Genomic DNA, 16,474 nt, shown 5'->3' on the forward strand with positions numbered 1-16,474 from the left:
CGACGTTTCGGCCTGCCGCCAACCTGTCCGCCATCCCGATGCCAGTGGCCCCTGACCGGGCCGCCGGGTGGAAGAAGGCGGGGCTTCGGAGGTCGGGAACACCGACGGAACGGCGCTTGGGGGTGCAACTTGTCACCACCTTTTGATGGGTGTCCTGCCTTGGTGCTGAATGCGGATTTTCGTCCGCTCAGCTATTTCCCGCTCTCGCTCTGGTCATGGCAAGATGCGGTCAAGGCCGTATTTCTGGACCGCGTGAACATCGTCTCCCATTATGACCGGATCGTGCGGTCACCACAGTTGTCGATCCGGCTGCCCAGCGTGATCAGCCTGAAAGAATATGTGCCGGCCACCCGCCGGCCGGCTTTCACCCGGTTCAATGTTTTTCTGCGGGATCGGTTTACCTGCCAATATTGCGGACGCTGGTTTCCCACCCACGAATTGACCTTCGATCACGTCATCCCGCGCTGCCGCGGGGGGCGGACCAGTTGGGACAATGTCGTAACCTCCTGTTCCGCCTGCAATCTGGCAAAAGGCAGCCGACTGCCCAATCAATGTGGCATGCACCCCATGCAGGAACCATTCGCGCCTACGGCTTATGAGCTACAGGAAAATGGGCGTAACTTTCCGCCTACCTTCCTGCATGACAGTTGGCGCGATTTCCTGTCCTATGATGACCTTGCGGATGAAGTCGCGGCCGATCCGGGTGAAGATCTGCCTGGTGCCGCTTTCCCGGCATCGATGACCAGCGCCGAATACTGGGGGGCGGAACTGGAGCAGGGGTAATCGGCGTTACCCCCATCTGGTTCCCCACCCATCATTGGCTGCTATTGGCTGTTGCCAGTGTCACCCGTGCGGGCGCGGTAAGCGCGCAGTTGCACATTGAAACGCTCGGCAAAAATCTGCATCGCGGAATAAGTCAGATCATACTGCTGGATAAGAGCCAGGTATTCGCGCGCGGTGATACGGTCTAGCGATGCTTTGACCAGCTTGTCCAGGCAGGCGTTGAAGGCCTCTGATTGGCTGACATAGGCCTTCACCGCGATCTGGGCGTCGCGCATTTCCTGTTCCGTGGCCGTCTTGCCGTCAGGCAGTTTGCCTGGGACCTTTGGCCGGGTGCAGCCGGAGTTGGCGGCCGCCGCTGCGGCCGCCTTGGCCTGGGCTTCCTGCTGCTTGGCTACATCACCAATGGTGGGCAGGTTTCCGGCTGCTGGCAGTTGAATGGCCGGGCCCTGCTGTTCCGCCTGCCGGGCGATATCGCCAAGGGTTGGGCCTACGGGTCTGGCATTATCCTGGGTGGCTGCCAATGCGGTCGAAGCGCTGACAGCGAGGGTAGCGGCGAAGAGTGAACGGATCAGCAAGGACATGGGACAGCGAATGCTCCAACGCGGGACCAACCGGTACGGTCGCGGAGTTAGGCACAGCGCGCGCCAGCATGCAAGCAGGTGAAATGCCCTTCCATCGCCGCAAACAAGTGGTAAAGAGCGGTGACAGGCTTCGGGGGTGGTTTTGCAATGATCGGTGCGTTCGATTCGGGTCATGGCGGGCTGACGGTGCTGCGCGCCCTGCATCAGCACCTGCCCACACATGACTTTCTTTACCTGGGTGACCACGCCGACGCCCCGTATGGCGACCGCACGCCAGACGAAATCTATGACCTGACCCTCGCCGGTGTGTCGCGACTGTTCGACCGGGGGGCGCGGCTGGTGATCCTGGCCTGCAATACCGCGTCAGCCGTGGCTTTGCGCCGGTTGCAGCAGACCTGGCTGGACCAGGCTTGGCCTGGGCGCCGGGTGCTGGGTGTGCTGGTTCCCATGGTGGAGGCGGTGACGGGTGTGCCCTGGATGGCCGATGTGGCGACGGGCCGCCAGGTCGGCGATGCCCGGACCATTGGTATCTTCGCCACCAGCCGTACAGTCGACAGCCGGGCCTACCCGCGCGAGATCGCAGCACGGGCACCAGAGATCAGGGTGGTACAACAGGCCTGTCCGGACCTGGTCCCGCTGATTGAACTGGGGGCGTCGCATCGCCAATTGGCGGCGGCGGTTCGCCGCTACACCGATGCGTTGATGATCCGTCTCGAAGGGGTAGCGCCACAGGCCGTGATGTTGGGCTGCACCCATTACCCTCTGGTGGCGGACCTTTTCGCGGCGTCCCTCCCAGCAGGTGTGGAAGTTCTGTCACAGCCGGACCTGACGGCCAAAAGCCTGTCTGCTTATTTGCAGCGCCACCCAGAATTCGACCAGCCGGGGCAAGGGCAAGTGAGGTTCATGACTACCGGTGATGCTGTCCGCATCACCGACCTTGCCACCCGTTTCTTCGGCAAGCCCGCCCAGTTCACCAAGGTTTGACTATACCCGTTTTGCAAAACGGTAACTGACCTCGACAATACCATGATCCTCCGCGCTGTCATGGAAGGTGAACCCCAGATCGCGGCAAAGACCCAGCATACCAGCATTCTCCCGTAGAACTTCGCCGAACACCTCCTGGATGCCGCGGCTTTCAGCATAGGCCAGGATTTCCTTCATCAGACGTGAGCCCAGGCCTTTGCCCTTCATGTCGGAACGGACCAAGACGGCATATTCAGCCCTTTCATTATCCGGATCGGCGGTGATGCGGACCACGCCAAAGATAGGGCCGGGCTTGTCCGGGTCGATGATGTCGAGCGGAATTGCCACCAGAGCCATCTCCCGGTCATAGTCGATCTGGGTCAGCCGTGCTCCCATCTGGTGCGAAAGACGGCGCATGGGCGCAAAGAACCGCAGGCGCATATCCTCCACACTGGTGGCGGCTACCAGGTCATGGATGGCCTGTTCATCCTCTGGCCGGATGGGGCGAACCAGGAATTCCCGCCCAGACCGCAGGGTGACCGTATGTTCCAGCTTCTTTGGATAGGCCCGAATGGCCAGCCGTTTTAGGGACTGTTCGGTCAGCGGCCTTACTCGGATCCGTGCATCCAGCGCCAGAACCCCGGCTTCATCCGCGTATAGTGGGTTGATATCCAGTTCCGCGATCTCCGGAAAATCGATGATCAACTGACTGACCTTGGTCATGGCCAAGGCAACGGCATCCAGATCTGCGGCAGCCATGTGCCGAAAACCCTGCAAAAGCTTGTAGATCCGGGTGCGGGCCATGGCCTCCCGCGCCAGGGTCAGGTTCAGGGGAGGCAGCGCCAGTGCCTTGTCATCCAGTACCTCAACCGCCACACCGCCCGCCCCGAACAGGATAACAGGACCAAACAATGCATCATCCACCATACCCAGGATCAGTTCCTGGGCACCGGGACGGTGCGCCATCTCCTGTACCGTGAACCCTTCGATGCGGGCATCGGGCATGGCGGAGCGTATCCGTTCCAGCATGGCTTCCGCCTCTGCCCACACTTGAGTTGGCAGCAAGTTTAGCGAAACACCTCCCAGGTCGGACTTGTGGGTAATGTCGGGTGACAGGATTTTCAGCGCAATGCGCCCACCCAGCCGCTTTGCCGCCCGCTCCGCCTCCGCCGGGGTGGCAGCGGTCACGGTCTGCACGCAGGGAATGCCGTAAGCGCGCAGGACTTCTTTGGCCTCATACTCCGACAGCCAGCCACGGCCATCGGCCAGAGCAGTATCAATCACCGGGCGCACATTCCCCATGTCGACATCAAACTGCTCTGGCACGCTGGCCGGCATTTCCATCAGCAATTCCTGGTTCCGCCGGTATTGGACCAGATGCAGGAAGGCGCGGACGGCCTGATTAGGGGTCTGATAATGCGGAATGCGGGCATGATCCAACAGGCGGCGGGAGGGGGCGGCCTGCTGTTCACCAAGCCAACTGGCCAGTACCGGCAGGCGGCGCCCGCCGCCGGCGCGGTTATTCTGCTCACGGGTGATATCGGCCAGCGCCTGCGCGGCGTCCCGGCCGTCTGCGACCGCTGTGGGGCAGTTCAGCACCAGTACAGCGTCAATGTTTTTGTCCGCCATGACGATTTTCATGGCGTCGGCATAGCGCTTGCCGTCGGCGTCGCCGATGATATCGACCGGGTTGCCATGGCTCCACGTGGGCGGCAGCACCTTGTCCAGGGCCGCCAGCGTTTCCGGGGCCAATTGCGCCAGCCGCCCCCCGCCAGCAATCAGCGTGTCAGTGGCAAGCACACCCACACCACCGCCATTGGTGACGATGGCCAGCCGGTCACCGCTGATCTGTACTCCGGTCGCCAATGTCTCCACGGCGGCGAACAACTCGTCCAATTCCCCCACCCGCAGCATGCCGGCACGGCGGAAGGCTGCATCATAGACTGCATCCGCCCCGGCCAGGGCGCCGGTATGTGAACTGGCGGCGCGTGACCCTTCTTCGCTACGACCGGCCTTGATCACGATAACGGGTTTGGCGCGAGCCGCGGTACGAGCGGCAGACATGAATTTTCGTGCACTGGTGATGGCCTCGACATAGAGCAGGATGGCCCGCACCGACCCGTCCTGGGCCAAATAATCCAGCATGTCGCCGAAATCGACGTCGGCCTTGGAACCCAGAGAAATCAGGTGGGAGAAACCGATGCCGCGCGGCGTCGCCCAATCGACGATGGATGTCACCACGGCGCCCGACTGCGCCACCAGGGCAATATCACCCTTCAGCGGCGGTACATGGCAGAAGCTGGCGTTCAGTCCCTGGCCTGGCACCATGATGCCAAGGCAGTTTGGCCCGATGATGCGCAGCAGATGCGGGCGCGCAGCGTCCAGCACAGCCTGCTGCAAACGTCGCCCTTCCTCGCCCATCTCTGCAAATCCGGCAGTGATGACAACGGCCGCCTTGGTGCCGCGAGCCCCCAATTCGGCAACCAGACCAGGAACCGTGGCAGGCGGCGTGGCAATCACGGCCAGTTCCGGTGCCATGGGTAGATCACTGACCGAAGGGTAGGCCAGAACCCCCTCTATTGAGCGTTCACGCGGGTTGACGGGCATGATCGGCCCATCGAATCCGGCGTTGAACAGATTGCGGGCCACCACCTTGCCCACCGACCGGTCCCGCCGGCTGGCCCCGATCAGGGCAACTGACGCAGGCTTGAACAGGCTGTTCAGATTACGGATGGTCATGGCGGCTCCTGGCGGGCGGGCTCTGGCGGTCCGGCAGCATGCCGGAAACAGCGGCCACCATAAACCACGACCATGGCCGGGCGATGACATGGGTCAATTGTTGACCCGGCCCTTTGGATCAGAAAAGCCAGGTTTCGGGATTGGTGATCGGTTCGTAATTAATGGCCTTCAGCACCCCCTTAATCGACCGGATCAACCACCAGAGCCCGACTGCAATCAGGATCAAGACGCCGATCCCGATAAAGGCTGTTGCCGACCCGATGATGATGCCCAGCACGCCCAGCCAGAAAGTGCGGATGATGTAGGTGATATGTGTTTCCCATAGGGTTCCGCGCGAGTCGCTGCGCTTAAGATAGGCGACAATCACCCCGATCAGGCCGAAACCAACAATACTCAACACATTGCTGACCACCACGGCCAAACGCATACCGCTATTGTAGCGATCACTTTCGTAGTAACTCATGGTGTGTTTCCCCGAATTTTGCCCCTCATGAAAACGCAAAGCGGCAACCTCTGGCAACAGAGACTGTCGGCTGGCCTCATCCCAACAGATAATCCTGGCCCCAGCCGACCAACGGTGTCAGCAAGGCTGGATCCGTCGGCATGGTGGGAATAAAGCCGTTCAAAGAGAAGGCAAAACGGCTCTCCGCCTGACCATTGACAATGTAGTGATTGATCAAGGCGCTATGGTCCAGACCAAAGGCCGCGAACAGGTCACCATTAAAGGCGGCATAGGCTTCGGTACTGAACCCGACGGCACTCCGGCCCTCGGCGCGGCCGGTCTGAATGAAATGTTCGACCAGTGCCTTTTCGTTCAAACCGAATGCGCGGAACAAGTCAGGATTCAACGCTGCATAGGCTTCTGCATCAAACCCAGTGGCAAGACGCCCCTCCTTCTCCCCATAATTCATGTAATGCTCAACAAGCGCACCAACGTTCAGGCCGTAGGCAGCATAGATATCGGGGTTCAGCGCAGCGTAGGCGATGGCATCGAACCCTTCTCGCGGCCGCGCCTCCCTCACGCCCATGGTCTGGTAATGGTTCAGCAGTGCCTTCGCATCCAGACCATACACAGCATAGAGGTCAGGGTTCTGCGCCGCATAAGCCTCTGCATTAAATCCGCTGGCAATCCTTCCTTCTGACCGGCCATTGTTGATGTAGTGCTGCATCAGTCCGGCGTCGTTGCCCGCAAAGACCTTATCCAACGAACTGTTCTGGGCACGGTAGGCCTCCAGGCTGAAATCCGCCTGGAAGTCATCGTTCACGATGGTGGATCTGGTCGTCAGGCTGTTGCTGATGGTGGGGACAAGCGCACCCTGGACATTGGTAACCGTGCCAATCAGCACATAGTCGGACCAGACATCGGTATTCCCCGATGCTGCGGGTGTGACGATCTCAAGACTGCTCTGTCCAGCATTGATTGTATAACGGCCCGTCGAGAGGGAAAAGCCGCCGGCAGTGCTGTAGGTAAAGTCGAAGGTCACGGCCTGGCTGGCGGGTTGCGACAGGCTGACTGTAAACACTGTCGCCGACGATGGCGCCGTCGACATCACTGAACCTGTAACCCTACCCTCCATGATGACGGGATAATTGCCGCGATCGCCTTCCTGAACATAGGACCCGGTTAGGCGGAGGGTTACGGCCTGTGCCGTGGACAAGGATGCCACCTGATCGGCAAAGGCCAGCCGTTCCACCCCGACAAGCAGATCGGTGCCGTCGGAACCGGTATTGTGGCGAACAGTCGTGATGCCGTTGGTGGTGGTGACAGTGTAATCGGCCTGATTGCCAGTGAACCGGGCCGTGTCGGTGCCGGCACCACCATAAAGCCGATCATCCCCGGCACCACCGGTCAGTGTATCGTCCCCGGCATCGCCGAACAGCCGGTTGGCGCCGCTGTTGCCGCGCAACAGGTCGCCGGCCAGACCACCGAACAAGTCACGTTCTCCTTCCAGCGCCACGCGGGTTACGGCGCTGGTCTGGTTGGCCAGGATAAAATCGCTTGCCGACAGGCGGTCGCGGTCTGCGAAGAAGGCAAAGACGCCGGAATCCCACCCGATACCGGCCCGCAGCGCTGTCGCAGACTTGCCATTGATTGCTGCATATTCTGCCAGCTCCCGCAGCGTCTCCAGGCTGCTGATGCCCGTGGCTGACAAGTCGATCTTGTCGGTGCCGGCCGTGAAATCCATCACCATGTCCCGGCCATTGATCCGGTTGACGACAAACCGGTCGGCACCGGCACCGCCGAACCAGATATCGGCGGCATTAGCACCAAACCAGCCGGTGGGTTCCGTTGGGTCGTCCATGATCGTGTCGTTGCCGGCACCGCCGAACAACTGATCCAATCCATTGGCGCCACCGACCAATGTGTCATTGCCCGATCCACCGGCCAACAGGCCGCCGGTACCAATCGCACTGATCTGTCGGGACGGACCATCAGCCGCGAAGATGAAGTCTGCTGCTGTCAGTTTACGTGGGTCGATATTCAAGGCCAGTCCAAGGCCACCCAAGCGCAATTGCTGCAAGGCTCCCGAAGGAAGGGAAGCGATGGCCGTGATTATGTCGAAGCTGCTGATACCCAGGTCGGAGACATCCATCCGATCAACGGTTTGGACGAAGTCGACAATCTCTACAACGCCCGTGGCGGCACCGCCCTCCAGCACGAAGATGTCCTTGCCCGAGCCGCCGATCATCCGGCTGTTCCCGCCGGTTGCGGCATACAGGATATCGTCACCGCCCTCGCCATACATCCACGAACCGTTGCCCGACCCGTGCAGGCGGTCGTTACCGGCCCCGCCATAAAGATGGCTCATCCAACCGCCATAGATTTCACGGGGTGCCGCATCGGTTGACAGGATGAAATCACCAGCCGAGAGGAGATGGGAGTCGACCCCGGTCAGGAAGAAGCTGACCTGTGAGCCGCGTGCCAGGGTGAAGCTGGTGCCCTGCCCGGGTGCGTTGCTGGTCATCAGCGATTTCAGTGTGTCCCAACTGCTGATGCCGAAAGCGCTGACATCGACCCGGTCCTGGCCCCGCGTGAAATCCGCAATCGTGTAGTTGGCATAGCCGCTGCTCACGTCAGTAGAGATGGTAAACACATCTCGCCCTGTACCACCGATGGCCCGGTCCCAGCCGCCACGCAGGACCAACGTATCGTCGCCCGCCGCACCAATCAGCGAATCATCACCGCTGCCGCCATCCAGGGTATCATTGCCGGGGCTGCCGACCAGATCGTCTGCTCCGCCGCTGCCCCGGATCAACCCGCCCTGCACCGGGGCCCCAAAGACAAAATCAGCCGCACTCAGCGTTGCAGGAGCCACGCCCAGATAAAATGAATAGATATTTCCGGCACTGCGGAACTGAAACTGCCAGTTTCCGTCACCGGCGCCGGTGAAGAAAAGCCGGGCCGTTTCGAGGTCGGGAATGCCCAGGGCGGACAGATCGATCCGATCCTCGCCCGGTGCAAAATCAAGAATCCGCGATGCGCCATAGCTATAATAACTGACCGGTGGGCCCGGAATGAACAAATCCCTGCCCGCACCGCCGATCACCGTATCGCTGCTGCCAATGTACAGCAGATCATCGCCTGGACCGCCGGACAAACGGTCGAACCCTTCACCACCGATCAGGGTGTCGTTTCCTTCGCCACCGACCAAAGTATCGTTACCATAGAAACCATCTATGCTGTCATCACCATTGGTACCAATGATTGATTCGTCGTTAAATCCACCAATAATATTAGCCATTTTACACCCAGTGCGTTTTAAATTCGAAAATGCAGGATCGTTTCCAAATAACATGGCGACGGAAAAATATCTATCCGCACGGGGTGCTGCTGTTATTTGCAGTCACGAAAGCTGGACCCTGAACGTCCAATTTTATTGGCACTGCGGTATGCTGGCCTTCCGTGACAAAGGCCCCACTATGGCACCAGACCCTTGGTGCCTTGTCCTTTGACGGATCGCGGGCCGACAATTGCCCGCCCGTGATTCGCAGAAGTATGACACTCCCCGTTTCGGTCGTGGCCAAGAAAAGGGAGGAAAGTTGATAAAAAGGGCTGGGCGATATCGCCCAGCCCTTCATAAAAGATGGTGACGGTTAACAGCGCCAACCGATGTGCAAATCACGTCCGAAGTGAAACGCTGAGGAAATGGTAAGTCTGAACAGGCTTGATCGTTGAAGGGAAACGATCACCCTTCCTTCTGGAAACGCTCCACACTTTCCTGAATCAGCTTCGCGGCGACGTCGGCCTCGTCCCAGCGGACGATGCGGACCCACTTGCCGTGCTCCAGGTCCTTATAATGCTCGAAGAAGTGGGCGATCTGCTCGACCAGGATCTGCGGCAACTGACGGTAGCTGGTGATGTCCTTGTAGAACGGATGCAGCTTGTCCACCGGCACAGCCAGGATTTTCTCATCCATACCGGCATCGTCTTCCATGATCAGCACGCCGATAGGGCGTGAGCGCAGGACAACGCCGGGGACCACCGGGGTAGTGCCCACCACCATCACGTCGATCGGATCGCCGTCCAGGGCCAGCGTATGCGGTACGAACCCATAATTGGCCGGATAAAACATGGCAGTGTGCAGGAAACGGTCGACATAAAGTGCGCCGCTGTCCTTGTCCAACTCGTACTTCACGGGCTGGCCGCCGTGCGGGATCTCGATAACGACATTAATGTCCCAGGGCGGGTTCTTGCCGACGGGGATCTTGGTGATGTCCATGGCACAGGCCTTCTTTGGCAACGGAGCAGGGTAGAAATCGGCGCGATCCTAGCCGAGTGCAGGTGCGAAAAAAAGTTTCCGGAAGGATGATCCCCTGTGCATTTCCGCCGCATCTACCAAGGTCGTAGGTGGTGGTCGGGACGATCTTGACCTATGTCGTCCCAACCATCGGCCATCACGGAACCGTTGGGATCGTGGGGGGTGTCGGCTCCGGCGCGGGCGGCAGTACCGTTAGGCTGCCAGCGGCGGTCCGGGCAAAACGGCTGCCATCAATAAGATCGTCCAGCCGGGCCGCGGGCAAGGTGAAGTTACCCTGAGTCACAGCGCGGGCCAGGTAGACCAAACGAAAGCTGCCGCTTTCTGGCATGCCATCAAGGGCTGCCACAAACCGGTCGTCGCGGAACTCCACAAGGGCCGCTTCTGACAGGGTTCCCAACCAGGAAAGGCCGCCCAATTGTGCACTGCCGGCCAAGCGCACATTCTCCACCACCAACCCCGCCGGCAGCGGATCGATCAGCAGGAGTGGGCCGGTCAAGGGCTGTTCTGCCCTACCCTCTAAGACCACCACCAGCAAATCACCGGCACGGATCGATTTAAGATTGGCCGGGCGGCCCTTGCCATCCTTAAACTGCCGGGACAGGGTCAGGCCGCCAGCGCTTTCGGCCTTGTCCGGCGTGGACAGGATGCCCGCGATCGTGGACAGGCTGTTCAACGGCTGGTCGCCGCGGTTTGTCACCGACAGGGCGGCGCCGTCAGCCAGCGCCCTTAGCAGCGGCCCGGTGCTGGTGACCGTCTGCCCGTCAACCACGACGTTCAGGGCCGGCGGATTGTTGGCAAGGGCCTGTGCCGCCAACAGCAGCCACGCGCGTTCTTGGGTGGCCACCAAGGCGGGATCGCGAAGCATACCGACCAGAGCAGCCTCTTCAGCCTGGATACGAGCAGGATCAGCATTGGCGGCGATCAGCAAGGCCAGGGTTGCCGCCCGATCACGCAGGGGCGAACCGAAATCCCGGATGCCCGGAACGCCTGGTAACGGGTCGTCCAGCCGGGATAGGATATCGCCCGCCCGTTGCCCATCGCCCAGCATTGCAAAGGCCGCAGCAATCTGCGCGCGGGCCAGCCGCGACGGCACGCGGCTTTGGAATGTTTCCTGGAAGAAGCGCAGGGGTGTGGCGTCAATGGCCCGCGCGCGCGCTGCGACATAAAGGCCATAGGCCCGCGCTGGAAGTTCCGCGTCCTCCACCCAACTGTTGCCGATGGAGCGGGCCAGCCAGTCCATGCCCCGGCGATACCCATCCTCCGGCACGGTGAAACCAGCCTCACGGGACCGGGTGAGCACATCAAGCGCGAAGGCGGTCAACCAGGGATCGGCCGGTCCATCATGTGCCCACAGCGAAAAGGCGCCGTCGGCGCGCTGGCGGCTGATCAACCGTTCTACCAGATCTTCGGCCTTGGCCTTCAGTTTGTCATTGGCCGGAAGACCCAGGGCCTTCTGCCATTCATTGGCACCGGCAAGCGGCAGCAACCGGGCGGCGATCTGGTCGGCAGACCCAAAAGGCCACGCATCGATCAGCAGTAGATGCGTCAAGGCATCCAGGGTGTCGTGCGGGCTGACCATGGACAGTTTCCACGAGGCCCCGGCAATGGCGCCCACCGGCTTAGGGGCCGCCAGGGTTGCTGTCTGCCCCGGCATGATCTGCCCCCGCACCTGCGTGGCGGCCACCGCATGGGCTGGGCGGATATTGATGGGGAAGCGGCGGGTCAGGCTGTATCCGTCCGGCCCCGTCACATTGACAACCAAGACGCCATAACCAGGATCACCGGCCACCAGCGTCCGGTTGATGGACAGTTTGCGGCCACGGGCCAGCGCCGGAAAACTGGTTTCGGCCTTGCCCCCCTCAAGCCGTACCGGGCCTTCCGCCGTCATAGACAGCTTATAGGCCCCGCGCACCGGACCGGACAGGTTTTCCAGGTTCAAGGCAATACGCGCCCTGTCGCCCGGTGCCAGGAATCCCGGCAGAATCATATCGGTGGCAATGTCATCACGCACCTCCAGGGTGCCGCGTGCCACGCCGACCTTTGCGTCAGACCAGGCAACAGCCGTCAAGGCGAGGCGACCCGCCATATCCGGCAGAAGAAGATTGACCTCGGCCTGGCCATTTGGGCCTACAGTGACCACACCGGAATGAAGGGCCGTGATCGGCCCGGTGCGCCGCACACTGCTGATCCGCGTACCGGTCTTGTCCCCGCCATTTCCAGCAGGTGCAGCGGCACTGCCCTCGGTATGGTTGACCAGTCGGCCATAGACATCACGCATTTCCACGGCCAGGCGACGTTTGCCCAAAAACCAACCGACCGGATCAATCGGCTGTGTTTCGGGCAGATGCGCCATCGACTCATCCACCGCTGTGACCAACACACGCACCACCGACCCGGGTTCCGCCCCTGCCACTGCGACCGGCAGCTTCACTGATCCGCGCGGATGGACCGGCGGTTGTTCGGCAATGCTGACCGACAGTGACCGCTGGGCAGGATCGATGGCGACCCAGCCCATACCCAGGGCCCGACGGGGAGGGGTACGACTGCCGGGATCGGCCGGCGCGAAAGAAGTGGCCAGCACATAGGCACCCGCAGTGATATCCTCCGGAAGCGGCAGTTCGACAAATGCCCCTTCCGTCCCGATCTCGCTGATCAGGGTATGGCGGATCGCCCGGTCGGCAAGGGCGATGGCGACAGTACCGGCATAGGGGGGGCGAATAAAAACGCGGACCTTCTGCCCAGGGATGTGCAGCGGTTCCTGCACCTTTACTTCCACCACGTCGGGCGTATCCGCCAGCTTGGCCGATACCCACCAACCGGCAGAGAACCGCAGCGACGAGGCGACGCCCGAGGCAGGATCAAACAGTTCCAGACGGTATCGCCCGGCGCGGACCTGTTCCTCAATCGTCGCCAACTGCCCAGGAGTGATGTTGAGGTTGCCGCCTGTAAGACGCCGGTCCTTCACAATCGTCCGGTATTCCCAACGGCCATCGGCGGCATACCATTCGTAATCATACTCTTCTTCGAACAGGTCCCAGGTCAGGCCACTGCGGCCCACCTTCTGCCCGTCTGGGGAGACCGCAACGACATCGACCGAGACAGTGGCGCCTTCAGGCACCGCGTCACCAGTGAAGTTCGGTTTCAGGCCCAATGTAACCGGCTGGAACTCCACCGGCAGAACCAGTTCCTGTTCCACCGATCGACCACCCACATCATGCAAAGTGGTCCGCAGCACCGCTTCCAACCGACGGGTGGTATCCGGCAGCTTGCCCAAGTCCAGGTTCAGTGTTGCCCTGCCATCAGGTCCAGTGGTGAAGCCCGGTAGTGCCCGTTTCTCTGGCGCCAGCGACTGCTGCACCAGTCCGAAGCGAAAGCCATCCAGGCCCGGACGTGGCCGATCGGTTGGGCGGAGGGTCAATGTCATCTCACCTGGCAACAGACCGGCAGCGCCGCCATTCAGATAACGGGCATCAATGGAAAGGTTAACCTTTCCATCAGGACCAATCCGCGTCCGGTCAGCAGTCAGGTCGAAACTGATGCGGGCGGGTGCCACCTCACCCACATTAAATATGGTTTGCCCGAGAGCGGGGCCTGCGGGGTCCAGATGGGCTGTGGCGGTCCAGCGCCCTGAAGGGGCATTGGCTGGCAATTCCATGCGCCAGACATGCACACCAGCACCTCCATCGTCGATGCTGCGGCGTTCAACCTCCAGGCCGTCCGGGCGCACGACCTTAAAGGTGAGTTTTTGTCCGGCCAGTGCTTTGGCATCGGCGTCACGCAGCAGAGCCGTCAGCCAGACTGGATCGCCCGGTCGGTACGCACCACGTTCGGGGAACAGATAGGCATCCGCAGTACCGGCCACGAGCCGTCCGCCATCGCCTTTGCCCACCAATTCAACCGCCGGCGCTCCGAAATCAAGCAGGGAGAAACCACCATCCGGGGTCGAGGCAAACAAGGCCTGCGGGGCGGCTTCATTGTTTCCACTGATCTGTGTCGCGTCGAATCGGGCCAAGCCATCAGCGCCTGTCACAGCGCGGCCCAGTTCACGCTTGTCACGGCCCACGAGGCGCAGTTCAACACCGGCCTGCGGCTTTGCCGTGGACAGGCTGCGGGCAAACACATAAAGCCCATTGGCAGCCCTGAAACTGGTCAGGCCAAGATCGGATACGACAAACCACTGGGTCGCGCGCTTGTCCCAGGCCTGAAAAGACAGGGCCGCGTCCTCCGCCACCGCGACATAGACACCAGGCGCCAGATCGCCAACCACAGCATCTATAGGGAAGGCGATCTGGGTGGTCTTATTCCGTTCCCCGGCGATAGCCATTTCGCCGCGCCAGACACGTTCGCCCTTCTGATCCAGGACGTCACCGATCTCAAACTCCGTCATGGTTTGGTTGGATCGGCCGTAATAAAGCTGCTCGACCAGGGCACGGTCATTCAAACGCAGGACGGTTAGCCGGGACCGGTCAACGTTGACACCGCGCAAGGGCAGTCCGTCTGCCTCGACCCGCGGCAGGATATAACCCTGCCCTCGAAAGGACAGGCTAGGCTTGCGATCGGGCACCGCCAGGTCGCGAGTGATCGCAGCGGCAAGCCGTTCCTTGGCGCCCGCTGCCGGTAGGCCGGCATTGATGGTGACGGCATAGCGTTGGCCATGTTTCAGCCCATCCAGGCAAAGGCTCTGGTCGCGGGTGGTGATGGCCACTCCCTGGGCCGGGTCGACACTGACGAAGCGGGCCAACTCATTGGTGCGGCCCCTCTGGCGGGGCAGCGGTCGGGAAAAGGCAAAACATGCCTGTGGCCGGTCACGCTCAGCCGCGATCTCCACCCCCGTCAATTCAAATGGACGATTCTCCGCCCTCGCCTTCGGTGGGGCGGCCCCGGGAGGCGCCCCTTCCTGCGCGGCAAGGGCGGCGGGCGCCAGGAGGATACCCATGGCGAACAGCAGGGCGGAAATGCGCGGCATCTTGATCGAAAGGCGGGTGACGGGAAGGAACATGCATAGCATGAAACGCCAGGATTATGGCGTCACAACGGCCAGAGGACGCTGTTTTCCGGTCCAATGCAACAGGGTCGTTACTGCGGGTCGGTGGAACGGGGTTACACGTGCGGCGTTTCATTGCCTGAGGCTCACCATCATGGTAGCGCCTTGCTGTATCGACACGCCGCTTTTCCGATGCCAGAGGCACCATGAACGACGATGACACCGCCCCCCCGTCCCGCCGTCTATCCGGTCTGGACTGGCCCCGGTTGTCGCTCTGGCTGGGCGGATTCGCGCTTTTGGGGCCCGCCCTCTGGAACGGCTTCCCCATCATGTTCTTTGATACGGCTGGCTATATCAAGCGGGTGCTGGACTGGGACCTGGAACCCGGGCGGTCTTTCTTTTATGGCCTTTTCCTGTTCGTTACGTCCGGCGGCTGGTTCAGCTTTTGGGGGCCTGTTCTGGTCCAAGCGGCGGCGACTCTCTGGTTGATCCATCTGCTGCTGCGCGTGCATCAGGTCGGCTTGCGTGACTGGCCACTGCGGCAGGTCACAGGCGTGGTGGCCATCGGCCTGTCGGCCGTGACGGGTGTGTCCTGGTATGTGGCGCAGGTCATGCCCGATATCCTTCTGCCCTTGCTGGTTCTGTGCTTCTGGCTTCTATCCTTCCGCTGGGACGATCTGGACTGGCGGGAACGGTCGGGTGTGGCTGCCATCGGCCTGCTGGCCCTTATGTCCCACATGTCTTCCATGGCGCTGGCCGGTGGTCTGGTTGTCACCATCGTGGCGGCAAAGGGGATAGACCGTTGGCGGGGGTGGGGACTGAACCCTCGTATTCTGCCAGCGGCCATGCTTTTGGGACTTTCGGTTACGGCCATGCCGACCCTGCACATGGCTGTGTTGGGCAAGCCGGGCTTCACCCCCGGCGGCCCGGTCTTCATCTTTGGCCGCTTGGTGCAAGATGGGTTGGCCCAGCGCTACCTCGCCGACCATTGTCCGGATCCGACCCTTAAGCTTTGCGCCTTTAAGGACAGCCTGCCCACCACAGCGGATGATTTCATCTGGCACAAGCAAAGCCCGTTTGTGGCCATCGGCGGCTGGGACAGTGCCGGGCCGGAACTGTCGCGGCTGGTAGGCAGCATCGTCAGCACCTATCCTGGCGCCTTCCTGTCCACGGCCCTTTCCGCCACGTTGGATCAGTGGGCAATGGTAGAGACCGGTGACGGCCTGGATGAATGGCAGGAGGTGACCCGGTGGGTTTTCCGGGCCTTCATGCCGGAGTCGCAGAATCAGGCCTTCACCACAGCGCGCCAGCAACAGGAACAGACAACGCAAACGCTTTTCGACACGTTAAACTTGGTCCATGTACCCGTCGCCCATCTGTCCGGTGTGGGCTTGATCCTGGTCATGCTATGGGGGGTCCGGTCGGGAAGGCATGACCTTGCCGCACTGGCGTTGTTTGTCCTGATCGCCCTGATCGGCAACGCCTTTATCAATGGTGCCCTATCCAATCCCCATGACCGGTACCAGAGCCGTATCGTCTGGCTGGCAACGCTGGTGGTGGGGGTAGCAGGGTTGGCTTGGCGGCCCTGGCGTGGCCAAACAAGGCAACCATAAAAAAGGGCCGCCGAATCGCATCGGCAGCCCTTTCTTCGGCGGGGATAGCCG

General features: G+C 61.3%; 8 protein-coding genes and 1 pseudogene. 3 read left to right on the forward strand and 6 right to left on the reverse strand.

From position 1 onward, the window contains the following. Positions 1-129: 129 nt before the first annotated feature. Positions 130-684, forward strand: a pseudogene (locus tag CHU95_RS06155) (HNH endonuclease); the annotation flags it as partial. Positions 685-824: 140 nt separating this feature from the next. On the opposite strand, the gene CHU95_RS06160 reads toward CHU95_RS06155, so the two are convergent. Beyond that, a complete protein-coding gene (locus CHU95_RS06160) occupies positions 825-1,364 on the reverse strand; it encodes a hypothetical protein (protein WP_094454800.1) in 540 nt (179 codons plus the stop codon). Between the two features lie 147 nt (positions 1,365-1,511). On the opposite strand from CHU95_RS06160, the gene murI reads away from it, so the two are divergent. Further along, positions 1,512-2,348, forward strand: a complete 837-nt coding sequence (murI, locus tag CHU95_RS06165; protein WP_094454802.1) for a glutamate racemase — start codon at positions 1,512-1,514, stop codon at positions 2,346-2,348. On the opposite strand, the gene CHU95_RS06170 is transcribed toward murI, so the two are convergent. The 5 genes from CHU95_RS06170 to CHU95_RS06190 all read right to left on the reverse strand — a co-directional run bounded on the left by CHU95_RS06170 (position 2,349) and on the right by CHU95_RS06190 (position 14,825). Beyond that, a complete protein-coding gene (locus CHU95_RS06170) occupies positions 2,349-5,066 on the reverse strand; it encodes a bifunctional acetate--CoA ligase family protein/GNAT family N-acetyltransferase (RefSeq protein WP_094454804.1) in 2,718 nt (905 codons plus the stop codon). A gap of 118 nt (positions 5,067-5,184) precedes the next feature. Next, on the reverse strand, positions 5,185-5,529 hold the full coding sequence (locus tag CHU95_RS06175; protein WP_207762398.1) for a DUF4870 family protein: 345 nt from the start codon (positions 5,527-5,529) through the stop codon (positions 5,185-5,187). Positions 5,530-5,605: 76 nt separating this feature from the next. Further along, positions 5,606-8,809: a M10 family metallopeptidase C-terminal domain-containing protein gene (locus tag CHU95_RS06180; RefSeq protein ID WP_094454806.1), complete on the reverse strand. Its 3,204-nt coding sequence runs from the start codon at positions 8,807-8,809 to the stop codon at positions 5,606-5,608. 444 nt (positions 8,810-9,253) lie between these two features. After that, positions 9,254-9,787, reverse strand: coding sequence for an inorganic diphosphatase (ppa, locus tag CHU95_RS06185; protein WP_094454808.1), 534 nt, complete (start codon positions 9,785-9,787; stop codon positions 9,254-9,256). 175 nt (positions 9,788-9,962) lie between these two features. Next, positions 9,963-14,825 carry an alpha-2-macroglobulin family protein gene (locus tag CHU95_RS06190; protein ID WP_165772041.1) on the reverse strand — a complete coding sequence of 1,621 codons (4,863 nt, stop codon included), beginning with the start codon at positions 14,823-14,825 and terminating at the stop codon, positions 9,963-9,965. A 191-nt stretch (positions 14,826-15,016) separates the two neighbouring features. On the opposite strand from CHU95_RS06190, the gene CHU95_RS06195 reads away from it, so the two are divergent. Beyond that, entirely contained in the window at positions 15,017-16,423 is a 1,407-nt protein-coding gene (locus tag CHU95_RS06195) for a hypothetical protein (protein ID WP_094454812.1), read from the forward strand. Positions 16,424-16,474: the final 51 nt, after the last annotated feature.

Source organism: Niveispirillum lacus (assembly GCF_002251795.1).
Taxonomy (GTDB): Bacteria; Pseudomonadota; Alphaproteobacteria; order Azospirillales; family Azospirillaceae; genus Niveispirillum; species Niveispirillum lacus.

What these genes read in the sequence shown, in the direction of transcription:
- CHU95_RS06160 (WP_094454800.1), bottom strand. Translation starts at nt 1,364, where the DNA reads ATGTCCTTGCTGATCCGTTCACTCTTCGCCGCTACCCTCGCTGTCAGC.
- murI (WP_094454802.1), top strand. Translation starts at nt 1,512, where the DNA reads ATGATCGGTGCGTTCGATTCGGGTCATGGCGGGCTGACGGTGCTGCGC.
- CHU95_RS06170 (WP_094454804.1), bottom strand. Translation starts at nt 5,066, where the DNA reads ATGACCATCCGTAATCTGAACAGCCTGTTCAAGCCTGCGTCAGTTGCC.
- CHU95_RS06175 (WP_207762398.1), bottom strand. Translation starts at nt 5,529, where the DNA reads ATGAGTTACTACGAAAGTGATCGCTACAATAGCGGTATGCGTTTGGCC.
- CHU95_RS06180 (WP_094454806.1), bottom strand. Translation starts at nt 8,809, where the DNA reads ATGGCTAATATTATTGGTGGATTTAACGACGAATCAATCATTGGTACC.
- ppa (WP_094454808.1), bottom strand. Translation starts at nt 9,787, where the DNA reads ATGGACATCACCAAGATCCCCGTCGGCAAGAACCCGCCCTGGGACATT.
- CHU95_RS06190 (WP_165772041.1), bottom strand. Translation starts at nt 14,825, where the DNA reads ATGTTCCTTCCCGTCACCCGCCTTTCGATCAAGATGCCGCGCATTTCC.
- CHU95_RS06195 (WP_094454812.1), top strand. Translation starts at nt 15,017, where the DNA reads ATGAACGACGATGACACCGCCCCCCCGTCCCGCCGTCTATCCGGTCTG.